Consider the following 19,005-nt stretch of genomic DNA (forward strand, 5'->3'; position numbering starts at 1 on the left):
CGTCGTTCACTTGTCGCCAATCGCCCTTTCCCGACCGGCGAAGGGGCGATTGGCGACAGGCGAACTCGTCGTTCCGCCGGATCCGGTATCGGAGGTCCCCGGATTCGAGACCGGATCCGGGGTGATCCGTCAGGCCTTGCGGAACCAGCGCTTCTTCGTCGTCGCGATGGGATCCGGATCCGCGATAGCCGCAGACTCCCGGCGCGCTCTCCACGCCGCGATCTCGGTCTCGACGTCACGGGGCTTCGTGACCACCGGCGGCCCGCCGAGGAGCTGCCGCCTGGCCTCGATCACACGGCGGTTGAAGTCCTCCACCACAGCGCGCACATCGGTCTCGCGCCGCAGGGAGTCGAGCTGCGCGTCGAGCTCGCGATCCTCGACGCGCAGCATGAGCGCGGGTGGGCCGAGGCCGGTGAGCTTCTCTCGTTCGATCTTGCGCCGGATCCACCAGTCCGGATCGTGGTGGTCGCCGAGCCCGGGGATGGGCTTGCCTGCACCAGGGAGGTCGTCGAACTGTCCCTGGCGGATCGCCACCTGGATCGCGGTCTCGACGATGGCCGGCATCGTCTCGGCGTTCAGGACCGCCGGCGGCGCAGTGGGTGGCGCGGTGGGATCCGCGGGTGTGCGGCTCAGCAGGCGCTCGGCGTGCGAGCGACGCCTGTGCTCTTCGTCCGTCATGACGCTCCTCCGGTTCTGGTCGGACCTCGGGTCCTCCCAGACTACGGGGGCGGAGGCGTCGCGGGGTCGGGCTCCTCTCCCTCATTCGGGCCTTCCGCGCGCGCCTTCGCCCGCTCGTCGGCGCCTTGCTCGCCGTCTGTCATTCGCCCGCTCGTCGGTGCGTCTCCTCGTCCATGCGCCTGCTCTTCGTCCGCTCGTCCGCCCGTCCGCGCGCACGCTCCTCCTTCGCCGTTCCGTCCGTTCGCCCGCGCGTCTGCTCGCTCCATCCGTCCTCCGCTTCGGTGGTCTCGAACTGCGAATTTCGGAGCCTGAGAACCGTGCCCCGCGACCACGAACACCTCCGAATCGTCCTCCACAGGAGTGGATCCGAAACCGTTCTCCACAGAGTTCGTTTTTCTGCTTGATCAGGTCTTCGAATGTCGGTGGCCAGGAGTTGAATGAGGGTATGACATCCCCGATGCGCGAGGCACTGGAGCAGGTGCAGCACCTGCTCCAGCAGACGAGTGTGCGGGGTGAGCTCGACTCCCAGTTCGAGGGCATGGAGGATGCGGAGACGATCCGGATCCTGCGCGAGTGCGGGCAGGTGCAGCGCCTGGTGGACGCGGCGATCACCACCGTCGTGACGCGAGCGCGGCATCGCGACACCGGGTTGCCGTCGGAGAAGATCACCACCGTGGCCGGCTGCCGCGACGTGACGGAGCTGACCCGGCGGGCGCTGCGGGTCGACGCGGGCACCGCACGTCGATATGTGCGGGCCGCCGATGCCGTGGGGAAGGACTTCCTGCTCTCGGGCGAGCACGCCGCGGCCCACTACGAGCAGCTCGGGCAGTCGCTGCGAGACGGCGAGCTCTCGGTCACAGGTCTGCTTGCCGCGATCGGACCGGTGGAACGCGCCAGCACCCGCATCGGCCCGGATGAGCGGGAGGCGGTGGACGCGCTGCTGGCGAACACCGCGCGCGGACTCGACCTGCCCGATGAACTCGGCAACGCCGGGCCGGCTCCATCGACGGACGAGCTCGCCGACTACGCGCGGGCGCTGATGCTCGCCCTCGACCCGGACGGCGCCGAACCCGACGACGCGAAGGCGGACCGGTCCCGCAGTTTCTGGATCGGGAAGCTCCATGACGGCACGCACCCGTTCGGCGGGCATGCGCTGCCCGAAGTCGCCGGGCTGATCCAGCGACTTATGGACGCGTTCAACAACCCCGCCGCGGACAGTTCCCCCAGTCTCGGCTCCGGTGCGGTCGCCTTCGAGCCGGAAGACGCCGACCCGGCTGGTGCTGCGGATCCTGGTCCGGCGATGGGTCCGGATCCGGATCTCGTCGACGGTCTCCCCGTCCCGGACGATCCGCGCACTCCGGCGCAGCGGAACCACGACAACCTTGCCGCGATCCTGTACGCCGCAGCCGCGTCTGGGGCTGTCCCCGACCTCGGCGGCGCCGCGCCGACCCTGGTCGTCTCCGTCACTGCCGCCGACTACGCCGCCGGACACGGGCGGGCGTTCATCGAGGGCACCGGCGACGACGTGCCCCTGTCCGTCGCCCGGCACACGGCCTGCGCCGGGGGCGTCCAGCGGGTCCTGTTCGACGAACGCGGCCAGATCGTGTCGATCGGAACGACCGCCCGGATCTTCACCGCGATCCAGCGCCGAGCCATCCACCTGCGGGACCGGGAGTGCGTGATCCCCGGCTGTCACGTCCCGGCCACCTGGTGCGAGATCCACCACGTCCGGGAACATGCCGACGGCGGTCCGACGCACACCAGCAACGGCGCAAGTTACGAATACACCCGCTAGCGGATGGATGGCGATTGCGGGAGTCAATTCGCTCCGCTCGACCGGTCGCAACCCACGCCCCAATAGGTGTTGCAGACCACACACTCGTACAAGTTGCTCGAGTCCCGCGCGTGGGTCAGTCGTACTCACAAGGGGGACTCGGCGAAGCCAGTCCTCACAGGGGCAGGCTACCAAGCGATGTTCTCGTGCTCGCAGCAGTAGAACGAACACTGCATGTCAGGAAACCTCGGCAGGAAGTCGCTAGATCCCGCTACGATCCTCGACAGGAGGGCCGATGAATCAGTTCAGTCTCGCAACGCTTGCGGCAGCGGGCGAAGAGGCAGCGCAAAACGCAACGAATTGGCTACCGCTGACGGCGTTGCTGGTCTCCGTTATCGCGGCAATCTTCTCTGGAGTTGCGCTTTGGCGAACGCACTTTTCTAAAGGCGAGGTCGTCTTCGCTCCCGGCAAGGCCGGTATATCAGTGACTCATTGGGCGAACGAGGGCCGCTCCTGGTACACGCCAGACATTGTCATAACGTCCTCGATTGCGAACACAGGGGCGCGCCCGATCATCGTTCAAGGGCTCCGAGTGAGAGTGGACTATCCGGAGCTACCCATTCCTAATGCCCATGAGATCTGGGACTTCAATGTTGAGCTCGATACGACGACGGAGCTACGGTCCGGGCCCGGCAGGAGTGCTCTAAAGGCAAAAAGTGGTACTGGCACACCGTGGGTCGTTTTGTCGAAAGCGAACATAGACAAGAGGTTCGTCTGCTGGAGTCGATGGGAAAAGCCCGTGGTTCAGTCGATGATCTTCACCCTCGAGGCGAAGACGACACGGTCGCAGAGGTGGATCGTGGTCGAGAGCTGGAAGTTCAAGATGACCCCGCAGGAATGGGTGGGCATGACTTCAAAGGGAACGATCGTCTGGGTATCGCCGGAGGGACAAAAAGCCGCAAGATACGTTCGGGCGACTAATCCAAGAGATCTTCATAAGTACACTGGCCCGTCCGAACCACTGCCGGACAAGGCCCCCCACCCCAGTCCTTCATATGTCGTTCACGATAGTGCACCGGATCGCGGCATCGCCGGATAGGCGAAGAGTGGCGTCCGAAGACAGAAGCGGTCACCGAACGGTGCAAGTTCTAAAATCCTCCTAAGCCGACCGCTATCGTTCCACTATGGGTACACCGGAGAAGTTTGTCGCCGCGGGGGGCGTCGTTGTCGGCCTTGGCGGCGCGTTGGGGGTGGCGTACTACATCTACTCGCTCGAGGCTAGGCAGTCATTCTGGTCCTGGCCTGGGGTCGCCGCTCTGATTGCGATAGGGGTCGGGACACTCCTTCTTGCAACCGGTCTTGTCTGGCGTGATACGCAATCAGCGGGCCTACGGCAGCGCGGCGGCAGGAAGTCGAGAAACTACCAGGCAGGTCGGGATATGACGATTGGGCGGAGTGACGATGTTGACCGGTAAGCGCGACCAGGCTCAGGAGGGTGGCGACAACTCAACCAACTACCAGGCTGGCAAGGACATCCATGTTCACGGCCTAACGATTGACGAAGCTCGCGTCGTAGCGCTTGACGTTTTCAGAAGCAACGCGATCGAACTCGCAGGCGTTGCCCAGGCGCTTGCGGTCGCGCGCGCGGAACGGCTAACGGATGAGTTCTTGGCCAAGCTAGAGAGGGAGATACCCGCGCGTGTCGGTCAGCTTGCGGACCCTGACGTCCAGAGCGTCGTCTTTCAGGCGCAGAAAGAAATCGCTCGGTCTGGCGAGGAGGATCTTCGAACTGCGCTTGTCGACCTCCTCGCGGCACGAGTTGGCGAGGAAGAGCGGAACCTTCGGGCTCTGGCGCTGAACGAGGCTATTGCGTCGGCGCCTAAGCTAACCGAGGAGCAAAGACGAGCGGTCGCATGGGTGTTTTACTTGAAATACAGCCGCGCGCTAGATGTTGGCACCCCCGATGCGTTCTACTCGAGGTTGACACGGGAGAGTTCCGCTCTCGGTGTGGATGTCCCCAAGGGACAAGCAGATTATCAGCACATTGAGTACGTCGGTGCCGGATCTCTGAGTATCGCAACTACGAGTTTCGGCAAGGGCATCATGTCGGGCGTTGAGGGCCTATTCACTAACGGGTTCGCCGAGACCGATATTGATCCTGCACTCCTAGAGGAACTACGGACACACAACTTCGTGACTCCTGCATTGCGCGACGCAAACCGCCTTCAACTTGCGCTTTTGGGGGATGAGGATCTCGAAAATCGTGGCGCGGAGCTCGGACTTGCGGCGCGACTTCCGGAACTTAGGAATGTGGTCAGTCTCGGACGCATGTCGGAATCGGACGTGTCGGATGAGGTCGTGGCCAAAGTCCCAGGAATCGCGGCCTTGCGCGACGCCTGGGACGACAACCAGACCGGACTGCAGTCGATGAAACTTACGTCGGTCGGGCTAGCACTGGGGCACGCTTACTGGACCCGCTTGACTGGTGCCGACGCACCCCTAAGCATCTGGTTGCCGTGAACAGTCGTGTGAAGCGCGGCTTGACTTGAATCTGCAACATAACTCGGGGGCCCACACGGTGCCGGAGGCAAGGGATTGGCCGCTTGCGAGCAATCCCGCGGCAGTCGACCGAAACTGGTGAATGACAACGGTGTGATTCCAGAGTATCTTGATCCAATCGAGAACGGCGGCTGGCCCCGCATGCGCTTACATCGAGAATTAGTCCCTCTGCCAGCCGGGGCCCCATAGACATATCTGAGAACGGGCCGTTCGGACCTTGTCCGAACTATGTCTCCTCAGGGGCTCCCGTGTCTTCTCTTCCTTCTTCGCTTGCCGTTGGCGATCTTGTCCGGCCCGATGCGGGCTGGTCGTTCACGTTGATCCCTGCTGCCGCTGAGGGTGGCGGTTCGTTCCGTGCATCGCTGCGGCGGGTGCCGGAGTACGTCGCGCGGGGTGAGGCTGCCGATCCGGATCGAGCCGCGGCGGAGTCCGCACGCCGTGCACGAACCACCTTGCGCCGATATTGCGCAGCCAACGTCCTCAATCGTCTCGGCACGCTGACCTATCGTGCTGAGGGCAACCATGACCCTGCGCTGATCCGTGAGCACCTCGGCATCTTCTTCCGGGATCTGCGGGCCTCGCTCGGGGGCGATCCGTTCCCGTATGCGTGGGTGCCGGAGTGGCACAAGACCGGTCACGGTCTGCATGCGCATTTCGCGGTAGGCCGGTTCATCAAGCGGAGCATGATCGAGGCTGCGTGGCCGCACGGGTTCATCTCGATCAAGCTGCTCGGGAACTTACCGGTCGGGTCGACTCGGTTGACGGAGGCTCGGATCGCGGGTGGCTATCTGGCGAAGTACGTGGCGAAGTCATTCGCCGATCCCGCGGCCCGGGAGCTCGGCTCGCACCGGTACGACGTCGGGGAGGGATTCCAGCCCGAGCGGCTGCGGTTCACCGGCCCCAGTCGGGACGATGTTCTCAAGCAGGCATCTGCTCACCTGGGATCTGCACCGGGCGTTGTGTGGGACTCGGCGGAGTCGGAGCAGTGGCAGGGCCCGCCGACTGTCTGGGCGCAGTGGGGGCGATGATGGCTCCGATCGATCCGCTCGAGGTGGCCGCGTGGGTGGCTCGCACCTGTCAGGCGCAGGGGGGTGCCCGTGTTCGTGTCTGATCCCGGTGTGCTGTCCCAGGTGCGGAGGGTGGTAGGAGCCGGCGGGCCGGGAGCGGGGCCCCGCAGGGGCGCGCTCCGGCCGGCGGCACCTACACCGCCCACACCAGGATGATCCGCTCCGGATAGAACCGGCCCAGGCGCTCCGCGGGCGCAATGGTGGCGTAGTCGAGAACAGCACGGATGATCGCGTGCTGACGTTCCAGGTTCATCGCGGCCCACCCGGCGCGCAGCACGTCGCCCTGGCCGATGATCTGCGCGAGCGCATGCCCGCCGGTGGCACGGGCGAGCTGCTGATCGATCAACGTGAGCTGTCGCTCCAACGGATCCCGTGCGGCCTTCCACTCCATGCGCGAAATCTCTCCCTCGGAGAACATCTCGCTCAACTCCACCATCCGCGCCTGAAGTTTCTCCCGCTCAGCGGTGAGTTCCGCGTGCCTAGTGTCCTGCGCCTGCTGGCCTGTGAGCACCGCTTCCATGTCAGCCGTATCGAGCCGGTACAGCACTGCGGCTGTGAGCCATTCCTCAACGGGCGGGGCTGCCACCGTGACTTTCCCGCATCCACGATGATCCGGACCAGATAGGCACACGTAGCGGCGCTCGTCCCCGCGTGCGGCGGAGAACAGCTTCCCGCCACACTTCCCGCACCGCAGCATCCCCGACAACAGGTAGCGGCGCGGGGCTCGCCGCCCGGCCGCCTTCTTCGTCACCGCGACGGCGAGGATTCGCTCGCGGTCCTCGATACTGATGATCGGCTCCCACATCGCCTTGCCGACGACCTCACCCAGATGCGAGCGCAGACCCGCGATCCGGGCACTGTGCAGCAAGTTCCGGACCGTGGTCGACCGCCACGCCGCCCCGCTCGACGTGGGAACGGCACGGTCCTCCAGGTCCGTCGCGATCGACCGCGCCGACTCCCCACCGATGTACCGATCGGCCATCTCCCGCACGATCTGTGCCTCTGCCGGGTTGATCGTGATCTTGTCCGCCTCGTACCCGAACGGACGATTTGCGCCGCCGCCGGGCTTGCCCTGCTCGGCGTTCTGCCGCGCCTTCCGCTTCAACCGCTCCGACTTGCGACCGGATTCCTTTGCCGCGAACGCCGCGAAGATGCGGGCCGTGAACAAGCCGTCATCGGTGCCAAGGTCAACGTCCGTGGTCACGGTTGCAACCTGAGTTACCCCAGCGGTCTTGCACACTTGCGCGAACTGCTCCAACTCAATCGGACGCCGCGTCAGGCGATCCATGTTGTACACGATCACCGCGTCCCGCAGCCCGTCCCGCACATCCGCGAGCATCCGCAGATAGTCCGGACGATCCTTCCCCGAGTACGCGGACACGTCGTTGTCCACGTACTCAGCCCCTACCGTCCATCCACGATCCGCGGCAAGCTTGCGGCAGTCCTCCAGTTGCCGTTGCACACCAAGCGCGAGTCCGGTCGGGTCGGACGAGATCCGCGCGTACACCGCCGCGGAACGAGGCTTGTTCATGACGGTCATATTACGAACTCACGAGCAACGGCGTCGCCCTCTGCTGGCACCACCACCGCACCCTCGAGGTCTCCGGATGGCGGATCCGTATGAGCCGTGGCGTCCCCGAGATCCGCGGACCGCATTGGTGGGATCCGCACGGCGCCTGGCACCGCCCGCGCACCCGCAGCCGCGACCCGCAGCACGCCCGCCGAACGCTCGCCGACGTGCTCGGCCCACCCGGGTAGGTCCCATCCCCGGATGACCTCGGCTCGCCCGGTTTGCGCTCGGCCCTCCCAGGTTCGGCGCTCGGCCTTCCCTGATCGCCCCCGGATGACCTCGGCTCACCCGGTAGTTCCCATCCCCGGATGATTTCGCCCCACCCGGAGCGCAGAGCGACGCCGGTACCCGTGTCGCCCCGCGCCCCTAGGCTCGTACGGTGCCCTCTCCCACGCCGAACCCGCACCCGGGCGACACCCCGCGCGGTGCGCCACGCTCGAACCCGGCGCCGACCTTGAACCGCGAGATCATCCGCCTGGCCGTGCCGGCCCTCGGCGCGCTCGTGGCAGAGCCCGCGTTCCTCATGGTGGATGCGGCGCTCGTCGGGCACCTCGGCACCACGCCACTCGCTGGACTCGGCATCGCATCGGCGATCCTGCAGACCATCGTCGGACTGATGATCTTCCTCGCCTACTCGACCACACCCGCCGTCGCGCGGCGGTTCGGCGCCGGCGAGCACGGCGACGCCGTGTCGGTGGGCATCGACGGGATGTGGCTCGCGCTCGGCCTCGGTGCCGTGCTCGCGGTGATCGGGTCGCTGCTCACCCCCGCGGTGATCCCGCTCTTCGGCGCGACCCCGGCGGTCGCGGCACAGGCGGCCGCCTACCTCGCGCCCTCCATGTGGGGGCTGCCCGCGATGCTCGTCGTCTACGCGGCGACAGGCCTGCTGCGCGGCATGCAGGACACCGTCACCCCGCTGTGGATCGCGGGCATCGGCTTCGCCGCGAATGCGCTGCTGAACTGGCTCTTCATCTACGGCTTCGGCTGGGGCATCGCCGGATCCGCCTTCGGCACGGTCGTGGCGCAATGGGGCATGGTCGGCGCGTACGTGCTCGTGATCGGACGCCTGGCGCGCAGGCACGAGGCCTCGGTCGCGCCCGAACTGAGCGGGATCCGCGGATCTGCGCGCTCCGGCGGCTGGCTGTTCCTGCGCACCGTGAGCCTGCGCGTGGCGCTGCTCGCGACGGTGGGCATCGCGACCGGCATCGGCACGCGCGAGCTCGCCGGCTGGCAGGTCGTCTTCACCGTCTTCTCCGCGGCGGCCTTCGCGCTCGACGCCCTCGCGATCGCCGCACAGGCCCTCATCGGCAAGAGCCTGGGTGCCGCCGATCCGAACGGAGCCCGGCACGTGCTCGCCCGCACGGTAGCCTGGGGCGCCTGGTTCGGTGTGATCGTCGGAGCCCTCATCGCCGCACTGTCCGCCGTCATCGGGCTCGCCTTCACGGGCGACCCGGACCTCGCGGCACTGATCCAGCCCGCCCTCATCGTGCTCGCGGTCGCCCAGCCGATCGCCGGCATCGTGTTCGTGCTCGACGGGGTGCTCATGGGTGCCGGGGACGCCCGCTACCTCGCCATCGCCGGCGGCCTGAACCTCGTCCCGTTCCTGCCCGTGCTCGCGATCATCGCCGCCACCGGGGTGAGCGGCGTCGCGGGCCTGATCTGGCTCGCCGTCGCGTTCTTCGGCGTGTACCTGTGCGCACGACTGGCGACCCTCGGACTACGCGTGCGGACCGGTCGCTGGCTCTCGATCGAGGTCTGAGAGCGCGCGGGACTCGCCTGCCGGCAGGCGCTTCCGGATCCGCCCCTGAGGTACCGGATCCGCCGAAGTCCCGGGATCGACGTGACGACATGCACTCCCGGGCCTCGCCCTGGCCATCAGCGCCGGCCGCGGTGCACCTCACGCTCCTCGATCGCGTCGAGCTCGACGGTGGCCCGCGCCCGCAGCGCGTCCGAGAGCCCGCGATCGCCGATCGCCCGCGGCACAGCAGGGCGCTCCTCCGTCCGGCCGCGGTGCATCGCGTAACCCCACGTCGCCAGCCCGAGCAACGGCCCCCACAGCCAGAACGGCAGCACCAGCAGCAGCTCGACGACGCCCACGGCAAGGGCGCCGCCCGTCGTGACCACACGCACCAGATCCACACCCCCGACCGTGAACATCACGGCCACGACCGATGCAGCGATCACCGCGAGTCCGACCGGCACCGGACGGCCGCCGACGCCCGCCAGCCATCGCGGGAACCGATCCGCCCACGGCAGGCACAGAGCGAGCGTGAGGAGCCCCGCCGCGAGCATCGCCCCGCCGAGCAGCAGGCCGACCATCAGGACATCGGGCCTCAGAGCGGCCGGCGGGGCGAACAGCGGCCACGGCGTCAGCCAGGTGAGACGGCAGAACGCGTAGGGCAGGGCGCACAGCGCGGCGGCCACCGTGATCGCACGTCGGTGCCGCAGCACGCCCGCGGCGAACCGCCCGCGCACCGCGGGTTCGCCGATCGCCCAGGCGGCGAGCGCGCCCGCCGCGACCAGGTGCGTGAACGAGACCGTCAGCTCACCGGACCGCGGGGCGAGCGCCTCCAGCACACGGGGCGCGAACGTGCCCAGTGGCAGCCGCAGCGCGGCGAACCCGAGCGTGCCGATGACGAGCAAGATCCCGGTGGCCCCGATCAGCGGGCGGCGCACCGTCAGCAGTGTCAGCCCCGCCGCGAAGAGGCCCGCCACGACCAGCACGAACGAGTAGCCGGCGACGGGGATGATCCCGCCCGGGATGAGCGCCGCCACCAGCAGCGCCACGATCACGGCGGCGATGCGCAGCGCGGCCGGCGGCGCCCCGGCGACACCGACCGCGCTCGCGGAGGCGTCGACCCGGTGTCCACGCAGGCCGAGTGCGCCGACGGCCACCGCGGCGAGCCCCGCCCCGACCGACACCACTGCCGCCGCGGGCGCCCCGACCACCGCCGCGACCAGGCTCGGGCTCACCCCCGTCGGCACCGACCCGGCGAAGAGCAGTTCGACCGCGCCGAGCACCGCGACGGCGGCGCCGAGCGCGATTCCGAGGATCAGCAGTACGACACGCGTTCTGTTTCTCATGTCCCGCACGCTACGGATCCGGTTCCCTGCTGCGCGTCGCCCCCGAGGAGGGTTCGGGCTCACCCGCAGGGATGATCCGTGCACGCTCGCCAGGCGGCCGGCGTCGCCCTCACCCGGCGGGGCACGCCGTCATCGGCCCGGCCGGCGGATGCCGTTCTCATAGGCCCAGATCACGACATGCAGGCGGTCGGCGAGACCGAGCTTCGCGAGGACCGCCTTCACATGCGTCTTGACCGTGTTCGCACTGAGGAACAGCGCCCGCGCGATGTCGTCGTTCGAGGCCCCGGTCGCGAGCGCACGGGCGACCTCGCGCTCCCGATCGCTGAGCGGCGCGAGCGCGGCATCGGGATCGACCGCGGGCCCGCCCTCGCGCACGTAACCCAGCAGCGCGGCCGTCGCCCGCGGCGACATCGCCGCATCGCCCGCGGCCGCCGCGGCGATGGCGTCGGCGAGTTCCTGCGGGGCCGCATCCTTGGTCAGGAACCCGCTCGCACCCTCGCGGATCGCCTCGACGACGTACTGGTCGAGGTCGAACGTCGTGAGCATGAGGATCCGGATCCCGGGCTTCAGCCGCAGGATCTCCCTGGTGGCGGCGATGCCGTCCATCCCGGGCATGCGGATGTCCATCAGCACGACGTCGACCGCGTGGCTGCGGATGTGCTCGATGCCCGCGCGCGCATCGGCGGCGACGGCGACCTCGGCGATGCGCGGATCCCGGCCCAGCATGATCGCCACGGCCTCGCGGAACAGCTCCTGATCGTCCACGAGCAGCACCCGGATCGTCATGCTCCTTCCTCCCGGTCCGCGAGGCGCTCCGCCGTCACGACGGGCTCCGAGCCGTCGGCCGTCGCCACCGCGTCCGAACCGGTCGCTGGCAGCACCGGGAGCTCGACTCGCAGCAGCCAGCCGTGGGATCCGGCGCGCCCGGATGAGCCGCTCCCGACGACCGCAACCGGCCCCGACGCGAGCGACCCGCCCGCCAGCCGGATCCGCTCGGCCAGGCTCACGAGGCCGGTGCCGGTGCCGAGATCGGATCCGCTGCGCCCGGATCCGCCATCGTCTTCGACCTCCGCGATCACGTGCTCCTCGGACCAGGCGAGGCGCACCTCGACCTGCAGAGGTGGAAGCGCGTGCCGCATGGCGTTCGTGAGCCCCTCACGCACCGCACGGTGCAATGCCAGCGCTGAGGCGGGAGCCAGGGCGCGGCGCTCTCCGGTCTCCACGAACTCGACCGCGCACGCGGGGCTGCGCACCGCGGCCACCAGCTCGGCCAGCGAACCAGCCGTCGGCGTCGGCTCCTTGGGGGCGTCGCCGTCAGCCGCGACGATCGAGCGCATACCTCGAAGTGCGTCGCGCCCCGTGTCCACGACGACGCCCAGCGCCCGCTCGCTGACCTCCGGACGTTCGCGCACCAGCGCCCGCGCCACCTCGGACTGCGCGATCATGACCGTCATCGCGTGTGCGATGACGTCGTGCAGCTCGCCGCTGATGCGCATCCGCTCATCCGCGATCGCCTGCCGCACGCGTACGGCTGTGCGCTCCTCGGCCCGGCTCGTCGCGGAGCGCACCAGCAGGCCGCACGCCCACGCGGCGGTCGCGCTGGCAGCGAGCCCGAGGAAGGCGCCGAGCCGCAGCAGCCCCGTGTCGGCAGCGGGACCGCCGGCGAAGGAGGGCTCTGCCACCGCGATCATCCCGGCACCCACGAGCGCGACCGCCAACGCGACGACCGACAGCCGCACCCGCTCGCGCACCGCGATCTGGGCCAGGCAGAGCAGGTAGACGGCGGCCGACGGATGCATGGTCGCGGAGACGTCGCGAGCCGCCGGAATGAGCACGAGCAGCAGCATCACGGCGCTGGCGAGGAGGAATGCCGTCCTCGGACGCCTCACCGCGAGCAGGGATGCACCGTGCAGCACGGCGAAGGAGACGGCGAGTCCGCCGACCACCAGCGGCGCCGCGTGCGGGGTGGACCAGGCGAGCGAGGCGAGACTGATGGGCAGCAGCACCACGAGGGCGGCCAGCGCCACGATCAGCGCGGTGCCGCCACCGCGTGCGCCGCTCCGCGCCTTCCCTGTCCGCACGTCCCCATGCTCGCACGCGGCCGTGCACGCGTCCTCACCCGTGCGAGTGAGGTTCACCCGCATCCGGGATCGCGCATTCAACCGGCATGCCTCCGGCACCACTCGTACATGATCACGGCCGCAGCAGCCCCGGCGTTGATCGAGCGGGTGGATCCGTACTGCGTGATCTCGACGTGCCCCGCCGCCGCCGCGAGCGCTTCGTCCGAAAGCCCGGGCCCCTCCGCGCCGAACAGCAGCACGCAGCGCTCGGGCAGATCCGCGCGGTCCACGGGCACCGCGCCGTCGAGGTTGTCCACGGCGACGATCGGGATGCGCTCGGCCTCAGCCCACGCGGTGAACGCCTGCACGGTGTCGTGATGCACGACGTGCTGATAGCGATCGGTGACCATGGCGCCGCGCCGGTTCCAGCGCCGCCTCCCGATGATGTGCACGGTGTCGGCGAGGAACGCGTTCGCGCTGCGCACGATCGAACCGATGTTCATGTCGTGCTGCCAGTTCTCGATCGCGACATGGAAGCCGTGCCGGCGGGTGTCGAGATCGGCGACGATCGCCTCCATGCGCCAGTACCGGTACCGGTCGACGACGTTGCGCCGGTCGCCCTGCGCGAGCAGTTCGGGATCGAAGTGCTCCCCGATGGGCCGCTCCCCCTCCCATGGACCGACGCCGTGCGTGGGCTCGGGCTCGGGCTCGGAGACGGCCTCTGGATCCTGCATCCCGCCAGCGTATCCGCGCGGATCCCCCGGGCGTTGCCGAGCGCGCACCCGGACTGGGGAACGGCCCCGAGCGACATATTTCGGTATGCCTAAAAATGGGGTAGGTTTTCGGTGTGCCTAAAACGACGGTGACCTTCGCGCCCTCGCGCTCCGATACCGCGGCGTCCGCCCGCGGTGCGGCGCTGCTCGGCCCTGCGCTGGTGGCCGGAGTCGCCTATGTGGATCCGGGCAACGTCGCCAGCAACATGACGGCGGGTGCCGGGTACGGCTACCTGCTGGTCTGGGTGGTCGTCGTGGCGAACGTGATCGCGTGGCTCGTGCAGTACCTCTCCGCGAAGCTGGGCGTCGTCACGGGGCGCAGCCTGCCGGAGCTGCTCGGCGACCGGCTGCAGCACCGGTTCGCGCGGCGAGCGTACTGGCTGCAGGCGGAGCTCGTGGCCATGGCGACCGACATCGCCGAGGTCATCGGCGGCGCGGTCGCGCTGCAGCTGCTGTTCGGGATCCCGCTGCTGCTCGGCGGACTCATCACGGGCGCGGTCTCGATGGCGCTGCTCGCCGTGCAGGGCCGGCGGGGCGCCCGGCCCTTCGAGTTCGTGGTCATCGGCCTGCTCGCCGTGGTCACCGTCGGCTTCCTCGCCGGCCTGCTCGTCGCCCCACCGGATCCGTCCGCCGCCCTCGGCGGGCTGACACCGCGCTTCACGGACTCCGGATCCGTGCTGCTCGCCGCCTCGATCCTGGGCGCGACGATCATGCCGCACGCGATCTACGCGCACTCCGCCCTCGCCAGAGACCGGTTCGGATCCGCCCCGATGCACCCCGGAGGCGACCCCGAGTCGCCGTCGCGCACCCCCATCGCCCGGCTGCTCACCGCCACCCGGTGGGACGTCACCCTGGCGATGGTCGTCGCAGGCGCCGTGAACCTGGGCATGCTCCTGCTGGCCGCCGCCACCCTGCCCGGCGTGGCGGGCACCGACTCGCTCGAGGGAGCGCACGCCGCGATCAGCACGCAGCTCGGTCCGCTCATCGGCACCCTGTTCGCGGTCGGCCTGCTCGCATCCGGCCTGGCCTCGACCGCCGTGGGCGCCTACGCGGGCGCCGAGATCATGCACGGCCTGCTGCGGGTGCGCATCGCGATGCCCGTGCGGCGGCTCATCACACTGATCCCCGCGCTGCTGATCCTCGGGCTCGGCGTCGACCCCACCTTCGCCCTCGTGCTCAGTCAGGTGGCGCTGTCGTTCGGGATCCCGTTCGCCCTCATCCCCCTCGTCGCCCTCACCGCCCGGCAGCGCACGCTCGGTCGCTACGCGAACCGCCCCTGGACCACGATCGCGGGGATCGTGGCCGCCGCGCTGCTCATCGCGCTCAACGCGGTGCTGCTCTGGTTGCTGCTGAGCGGGGCGTGAGCCCGGCGCCGGATCCCGAATCCGGGGTGCCTGACCGCGCGCACTCGGATCCCGTCCGGTGGATCGCCCGTCCGGGATCCATCGGACGGATGATGGGGCGCGGGCAGGACCCACAGTCTCCGCCGGTAGGCTCGAGGGATGGCCAGATCCCGCCGCCCGTCCGCCGCGCAGCGCGCCGCCGAGAAGGCCGAAGCGCAGGCCTCCGCGCGCCGGGCCGTCCGCATCTGCACGTGGGCGTCACTCGTCACAGGCGCACTCGGGATCCTGCTCCTCGCCGTTCCCAAGCTGCTGCCGGCGGGCGGACCCTGGGTGCAGCTCGCGCTGGGCGCCTTGACGTTGATCCTCTCGTTCCGGGCCCGCGCGATCGGGATGCGCGGCATCGAAGGATTCGACGGGCGGCTCTCCCTGCTGGGGGCCCTCGCCGGCTTCGCGATCATGTTCTTCGCCGGTCAGGCCGCGTTCGCCGTGCTCTCCGCGATCGGCCACTGACCTCTCACTTTCCTGGTGGTCCCGCCGAGCGTACGCGGGTCGCCCACAACCCCGCGCGGGCCGCGGGCCGTGCCGGTTAGGCTGGAGGGGTGGCATCCCCCGCGGCGGACGACTATCTGAAGACGGTGTTCGCGCACACCGAATGGCAGCCGGCGCCGATCACGCCGTCGCAACTCGCCGCGAAGCTCGGCATCGCCCCGTCCAGCGTCACCGAGATGGTGAAGAAGCTCGCCGCCGCCGGCCTCGTCTCGCACGTGCCCTACGGCGCGGTGCGGCTGACCGACGACGGGGAGCAGCGCGCCCTCGCGATCATCCGACGGCACCGCCTCATCGAGACCTGGCTCGTGCGCGAGTTCGACTACGCCTGGGATGAAGTGCACGACGAGGCGGAGGTGCTCGAGCACACCATCAGCGATCGCCTGCTGGAAGGCATCGACGCGCGCCTGGGACGGCCGCGCTTCGACCCGCACGGCGACGCGATCCCCGACGCCGACGGCCGGATCGAACGCGAGCCGTTCGTACTGCTCGCGGACGCCGCCACCGGCCACGCGGGCCGCGTGCTGCGGGTGGACGACCGCGATCCGGAACTGCTGCGCTCCCTGGAGTCGGCGGGCCTGGTGATCGGCGGCGAGGTCGTCGTCACCCGCGACGGACTGCGCATCGAGGGCTCCGACGTGCCACTGCCTGCCGACGGCGTCGACGCGGTGTGGCTGTCGGCCTGACGCAGAGGCCCGGATCCGGCCCGTCATCCGCCCGTAACCCGGGAGTCCTAGGCTGGGCGCATGGCACAACGCGACGACATCGAATGCTGGCTCACCGACATGGACGGTGTGCTCGTGCACGAGAACGACGCCATCCCCGGAGCGTCCGAGCTGCTCGCCAACTGGGAGAGCAGCGGAATCCCCTACCTCGTGCTGACGAACAACTCGATCTTCACCGCACGCGACCTGTCCGCGCGGCTGCGCACGAGCGGGCTGAACGTGCCGGAGGAGCGGATCTGGACCTCCGCGCTCGCGACGGCCGACTTCCTGCAGCAGCAGCTCCCGGGCGGATCGGCATTCGTGATCGGCGAGGCCGGGATACTCACGGCGCTGCATGACGCGGGCTTCATCATGACCGAGACGAGCCCCGACTTCGTCGTGGTCGGCGAGACGCGCAACTACTCGTTCGAGGCGATCACCAAGGCGATCCGTCTGATCAACGACGGTGCGCGCTTCATCGTCACCAACCCGGACGCCACGGGCCCCAGCGCCGACGGGCCGCTGCCCGCGACCGGGGCGATCGCCGCCCTCATCACCAAGGCCACCGGCAAGGATCCGTACGTGGTCGGCAAGCCGAACCCGATGATGTTCCGCTCGGCGCTCAACAAGATCGGCGCTCATTCCAAGCGCACCGGCATGATCGGCGACCGCATGGACACCGACGTGGTGGCAGGCATCGAAGCGGGCCTCCACACGGTCCTGGTGCTCACCGGGATCAGCGACACCGCGGAGATCGAGAAGTACCCGTTCCGCCCGGACGAGGTCGTGCAGTCCGTCGCCGACCTGCTCCCCCGCATCACCGAGACGATCCGCACGATCCCGCAGAAGGCGCCGAAGACGAAGGACTGACCCATGGGCGCACTCGACGAAGGCGTGCGGGTGACCGCTGCCGATGCGGCGACCTGGCGGGCCTGGCTCGCCGACAACCACGCCACCGCGACCGGTGCGTGGCTGGTACGACCGCGTCCGGGCAACGACGACGTGCACGTCGGCTATGAGGAGGCGATCCTGCAGGCGCTCTGCTTCGGGTGGATCGATGGGCCGGTGCGGAGCTTCGACGAGCGGATCGGCGGGCTGTGGTTCGCGCCGCGCCGGGCGTCCAGCGGCTGGGCCGCGACGAACAAGGCACGGATCGCACTGCTCGAGGAGGCAGGGCTGCTCGAGGAGGCGGGCCTGCGCGCCATCGAGGTCGCCAAGGCCAACGGCGCCTGGACCGTGCTGGACGGCCCCGAAGCCGGCATCGAGCCGGACGATCTCACCGCCGCGCTCGACGCGTCACCCTCCGGACGCGCGGGGTGGGACGCCTTCCCGCCATCGGCGAAGAAGGTCGGCCTGACGCAGATCGCGATGGCGAAGCGGACCGAGACCCGGGCTGCGCGGATCGCGAAGATCGTGGCCGACGCGGCGGAGGGGAAGCGGCCATGACGTCGAATCCGATCATCTGGGTCGCCGCCGTCATCGCGCTCGGTACGCTGACCGCGTGGATCGTGCAGTTCGTGCGCAACCGCCGCGGCGGATCCGCCCGCGACCGTGGCGCGTGGTGGGAGGGTCCCTGGGACGAGGACGACGAGCGCCGCGGCTGACGGTCAGTCGAGGGTGAGCGACGCGATCCCCGCGACCGGCTCCGGCAGACGGAGCGGACCGGATCCGGGCGTGATCGTGCCGAGGATCCGTGGGGCACGGGCTCCGGTCGCGCCCGGGAGCACGGCGGGGACGCCGTGCAGGGTGCACCAGCCGATGAGTGCGAAGAGGATCGCCTCCTTGGCATCGGCCGGGGCGCCCAGCGCGTCGGCGGAGACGACCTCGACGTCGTGGAGCGCGGCGCGCAGGCCGTCCATGACGACGGGGTTGTGCGCTCCGCCGCCCGACACGGCGAGGAAGGCGACGCCCCGCGCGGCGATGTCGCGGGCGACCGTGCGCACCGTGAGCTCGGTGAGCGTGCGCACGAGGTCGGCGTCGGCGATCACGCGCCCCAGAGCTGCCAGGTGCTCCTGCACGTACCCCAGGTGGAAGTGCTCCTTGCCCGTGCTCTTGGGTGCGGGCAAGGCGTAGTACGGATCGTCCAGGAGCGCGGCGAGGAGCCCCTCGTCGACACGTCCCGCTGCGGCGATCCGGCCACCGGCGTCGTAGCCGCGCGGGTCGAGGCCGCGGTCCTGGACCACCGCGTCGATGAGCGCGTTCGCCGGACCGATGTCGTAGCCGAGCACCGGGCCGGATCCGACCACGGTCGCGTTCGCGATGCCGCCCAGGTTGAGCGCGGCGGCAGTGCCGCCGGGCAGCGCGGAGTTCAGCGCGTCCCGCAGCAGGAGGTCGTCGAGGAGCGACACGAGCGGAGCGCCCTGCCCTCCGGCGGCGATGTCGCGGATCCGCACGTCGGAGACGACGGGAGCGCCGGTGCGCTCGGCGATCCACGCCGGCTGGCCGAGCTGGAGCGTGCCGCGGGCGCGCCCCTCCCCGTCGATCCAGTGGAACACGGTCTGGCCGTGCGAGCACACGGCATCCACACCACCCACCGCATCCGCGGCCTGCGCCGCGGCCTCTGCGAACGCCTGCCCGATCAGGGTGTCCAGCTCGCACACCTCGGCCAGGGTCGTGGCGGCGGGAGGCAGCGCGGCGACGAGGCGGGCGCGCAGCTCAGGCGCGTACGGGGTCTCGGCCGTGTGCAGCACGGTGCCGCGCAACGTGCCGCGCAACGCGACGCCGGGCGCGGCGGACTCGTCCGGTGCGACGCCGCGCGAGTCGTCACCGCCGTCGAAGCGGAACTCCACGACGGCCACGTCGATCCCGTCGTGCGACGTGCCGGACTGCAGGCCCAGGATCCGCATG

The 19,005-nt window shown here is 69.6% G+C and carries 19 protein-coding genes; 12 read left to right on the top strand and 7 right to left on the bottom strand.

What is annotated here, in order from left to right:
* Positions 1-129 precede the first annotated feature (129 nt).
* Positions 130-678 carry a DUF1992 domain-containing protein gene (locus LXM50_RS12970; RefSeq protein ID WP_233311752.1) on the bottom strand — a complete coding sequence of 183 codons (549 nt, stop codon included), beginning with the start codon at positions 676-678 and terminating at the stop codon, positions 130-132.
* Between the two features lie 445 nt (positions 679-1,123).
* Here LXM50_RS12970 and LXM50_RS12975 point away from each other — a divergent pair, with 445 nt between their 5' ends.
* The 4 genes from LXM50_RS12975 (at position 1,124) to LXM50_RS12990 (ending at position 6,039) form a co-directional block, all read left to right on the top strand.
* The gene (locus LXM50_RS12975; RefSeq protein ID WP_233311753.1) at positions 1,124-2,473 is read left to right on the top strand and encodes an HNH endonuclease signature motif containing protein; all 1,350 of its coding nucleotides are present in this window, start codon (positions 1,124-1,126) and stop codon (positions 2,471-2,473) included.
* Between the two features lie 274 nt (positions 2,474-2,747).
* Positions 2,748-3,551 carry a hypothetical protein gene (locus LXM50_RS12980; protein WP_233311754.1) on the top strand — a complete coding sequence of 268 codons (804 nt, stop codon included), beginning with the start codon at positions 2,748-2,750 and terminating at the stop codon, positions 3,549-3,551.
* A gap of 362 nt (positions 3,552-3,913) precedes the next feature.
* Positions 3,914-4,972, top strand: a complete 1,059-nt coding sequence (locus LXM50_RS12985) for an LPO_1073/Vpar_1526 family protein (RefSeq protein WP_374107834.1) — start codon at positions 3,914-3,916, stop codon at positions 4,970-4,972.
* Positions 4,973-5,259: 287 nt separating this feature from the next.
* Complete coding sequence (locus LXM50_RS12990; RefSeq protein ID WP_233311756.1) at positions 5,260-6,039, top strand: hypothetical protein; 780 nt, start codon at positions 5,260-5,262, stop codon at positions 6,037-6,039.
* Positions 6,040-6,211: 172 nt separating this feature from the next.
* On the opposite strand, the gene LXM50_RS12995 is transcribed toward LXM50_RS12990, so the two are convergent.
* The gene (locus tag LXM50_RS12995) at positions 6,212-7,609 is read right to left on the bottom strand and encodes a recombinase family protein (RefSeq protein ID WP_233311757.1); all 1,398 of its coding nucleotides are present in this window, start codon (positions 7,607-7,609) and stop codon (positions 6,212-6,214) included.
* 89 nt (positions 7,610-7,698) lie between these two features.
* Between LXM50_RS12995 and LXM50_RS13000 the strand changes: the two genes are divergently transcribed.
* Together LXM50_RS13000 and LXM50_RS13005 are read left to right on the top strand one after the other, a co-directional pair.
* Positions 7,699-7,836 carry a hypothetical protein gene (locus LXM50_RS13000; RefSeq protein WP_233311758.1) on the top strand — a complete coding sequence of 46 codons (138 nt, stop codon included), beginning with the start codon at positions 7,699-7,701 and terminating at the stop codon, positions 7,834-7,836.
* Positions 7,837-8,102: 266 nt separating this feature from the next.
* Positions 8,103-9,407, top strand: coding sequence for an MATE family efflux transporter (locus LXM50_RS13005; RefSeq protein WP_233311904.1), 1,305 nt, complete (start codon positions 8,103-8,105; stop codon positions 9,405-9,407).
* Positions 9,408-9,523: 116 nt separating this feature from the next.
* Here LXM50_RS13005 and LXM50_RS13010 read toward each other — a convergent pair whose 3' ends face one another.
* The 4 genes from LXM50_RS13010 to LXM50_RS13025 form a co-directional block, all read right to left on the bottom strand.
* Positions 9,524-10,732, bottom strand: coding sequence for a hypothetical protein (locus tag LXM50_RS13010; RefSeq protein ID WP_233311759.1), 1,209 nt, complete (start codon positions 10,730-10,732; stop codon positions 9,524-9,526).
* Between the two features lie 129 nt (positions 10,733-10,861).
* Positions 10,862-11,518, bottom strand: coding sequence for a response regulator transcription factor (locus LXM50_RS13015; RefSeq protein ID WP_233311760.1), 657 nt, complete (start codon positions 11,516-11,518; stop codon positions 10,862-10,864).
* Positions 11,515-12,813, bottom strand: coding sequence for a histidine kinase (locus tag LXM50_RS18770; protein ID WP_233311761.1), 1,299 nt, complete (start codon positions 12,811-12,813; stop codon positions 11,515-11,517). Before LXM50_RS18770 ends, LXM50_RS13015 begins: the two co-directional genes overlap by 4 nt.
* A 77-nt stretch (positions 12,814-12,890) precedes the next feature.
* Positions 12,891-13,526 carry a TrmH family RNA methyltransferase gene (locus LXM50_RS13025; protein WP_233311762.1) on the bottom strand — a complete coding sequence of 212 codons (636 nt, stop codon included), beginning with the start codon at positions 13,524-13,526 and terminating at the stop codon, positions 12,891-12,893.
* A 113-nt stretch (positions 13,527-13,639) separates the two neighbouring features.
* Here LXM50_RS13025 and LXM50_RS13030 point away from each other — a divergent pair, with 113 nt between their 5' ends.
* The 6 genes from LXM50_RS13030 (at position 13,640) to LXM50_RS13055 (ending at position 17,762) form a co-directional block, all read left to right on the top strand.
* Positions 13,640-14,929 carry an Nramp family divalent metal transporter gene (locus tag LXM50_RS13030; protein WP_374107831.1) on the top strand — a complete coding sequence of 430 codons (1,290 nt, stop codon included), beginning with the start codon at positions 13,640-13,642 and terminating at the stop codon, positions 14,927-14,929.
* Between the two features lie 138 nt (positions 14,930-15,067).
* Positions 15,068-15,418, top strand: a complete 351-nt coding sequence (locus LXM50_RS13035; protein ID WP_233311763.1) for a hypothetical protein — start codon at positions 15,068-15,070, stop codon at positions 15,416-15,418.
* 89 nt (positions 15,419-15,507) lie between these two features.
* On the top strand, positions 15,508-16,140 hold the full coding sequence (locus LXM50_RS13040) for a metal-dependent transcriptional regulator (protein ID WP_233311764.1): 633 nt from the start codon (positions 15,508-15,510) through the stop codon (positions 16,138-16,140).
* Positions 16,141-16,200: 60 nt separating this feature from the next.
* Positions 16,201-17,028, top strand: coding sequence for an HAD-IIA family hydrolase (locus LXM50_RS13045; RefSeq protein ID WP_233311765.1), 828 nt, complete (start codon positions 16,201-16,203; stop codon positions 17,026-17,028).
* A 3-nt stretch (positions 17,029-17,031) separates the two neighbouring features.
* Positions 17,032-17,604: a YdeI family protein gene (locus tag LXM50_RS13050; RefSeq protein WP_233311766.1), complete on the top strand. Its 573-nt coding sequence runs from the start codon at positions 17,032-17,034 to the stop codon at positions 17,602-17,604.
* Entirely contained in the window at positions 17,601-17,762 is a 162-nt protein-coding gene (locus LXM50_RS13055; protein ID WP_233311767.1) for a hypothetical protein, read from the top strand. The genes LXM50_RS13050 and LXM50_RS13055 overlap by 4 nt, the downstream gene beginning before the upstream one ends.
* Before the next feature lie 3 nt (positions 17,763-17,765).
* Here the strand turns inward: LXM50_RS13055 and LXM50_RS13060 are convergent, their stop codons facing one another.
* The gene (locus tag LXM50_RS13060; RefSeq protein WP_233311768.1) at positions 17,766-19,004 is read right to left on the bottom strand and encodes an anhydro-N-acetylmuramic acid kinase; all 1,239 of its coding nucleotides are present in this window, start codon (positions 19,002-19,004) and stop codon (positions 17,766-17,768) included.
* Position 19,005 lies beyond the last annotated feature (1 nt).

This window comes from Microbacterium sp. Au-Mic1, assembly GCF_021341785.1.
Taxonomy (GTDB): domain Bacteria; phylum Actinomycetota; class Actinomycetes; order Actinomycetales; family Microbacteriaceae; genus Microbacterium.

Coding starts and splice junctions, on each gene's coding strand:
- LXM50_RS12995 (WP_233311757.1), bottom strand. CDS start 7,609: ATGAACAAGCCTCGTTCCGCGGCGGTGTACGCGCGGATCTCGTCCGAC.
- LXM50_RS13055 (WP_233311767.1), top strand. CDS start 17,601: ATGACGTCGAATCCGATCATCTGGGTCGCCGCCGTCATCGCGCTCGGT.
- LXM50_RS12985 (WP_374107834.1), top strand. CDS start 3,914: ATGTTGACCGGTAAGCGCGACCAGGCTCAGGAGGGTGGCGACAACTCA.
- LXM50_RS12970 (WP_233311752.1), bottom strand. CDS start 678: ATGACGGACGAAGAGCACAGGCGTCGCTCGCACGCCGAGCGCCTGCTG.
- LXM50_RS13000 (WP_233311758.1), top strand. CDS start 7,699: ATGAGCCGTGGCGTCCCCGAGATCCGCGGACCGCATTGGTGGGATCCG.
- LXM50_RS12980 (WP_233311754.1), top strand. CDS start 2,748: ATGAATCAGTTCAGTCTCGCAACGCTTGCGGCAGCGGGCGAAGAGGCA.
- LXM50_RS13045 (WP_233311765.1), top strand. CDS start 16,201: ATGGCACAACGCGACGACATCGAATGCTGGCTCACCGACATGGACGGT.
- LXM50_RS13025 (WP_233311762.1), bottom strand. CDS start 13,526: ATGCAGGATCCAGAGGCCGTCTCCGAGCCCGAGCCCGAGCCCACGCAC.
- LXM50_RS13010 (WP_233311759.1), bottom strand. CDS start 10,732: ATGAGAAACAGAACGCGTGTCGTACTGCTGATCCTCGGAATCGCGCTC.
- LXM50_RS12975 (WP_233311753.1), top strand. CDS start 1,124: ATGACATCCCCGATGCGCGAGGCACTGGAGCAGGTGCAGCACCTGCTC.
- LXM50_RS13035 (WP_233311763.1), top strand. CDS start 15,068: ATGGCCAGATCCCGCCGCCCGTCCGCCGCGCAGCGCGCCGCCGAGAAG.
- LXM50_RS13050 (WP_233311766.1), top strand. CDS start 17,032: ATGGGCGCACTCGACGAAGGCGTGCGGGTGACCGCTGCCGATGCGGCG.
- LXM50_RS13015 (WP_233311760.1), bottom strand. CDS start 11,518: ATGACGATCCGGGTGCTGCTCGTGGACGATCAGGAGCTGTTCCGCGAG.
- LXM50_RS13060 (WP_233311768.1), bottom strand. CDS start 19,004: ATGCGGATCCTGGGCCTGCAGTCCGGCACGTCGCACGACGGGATCGAC.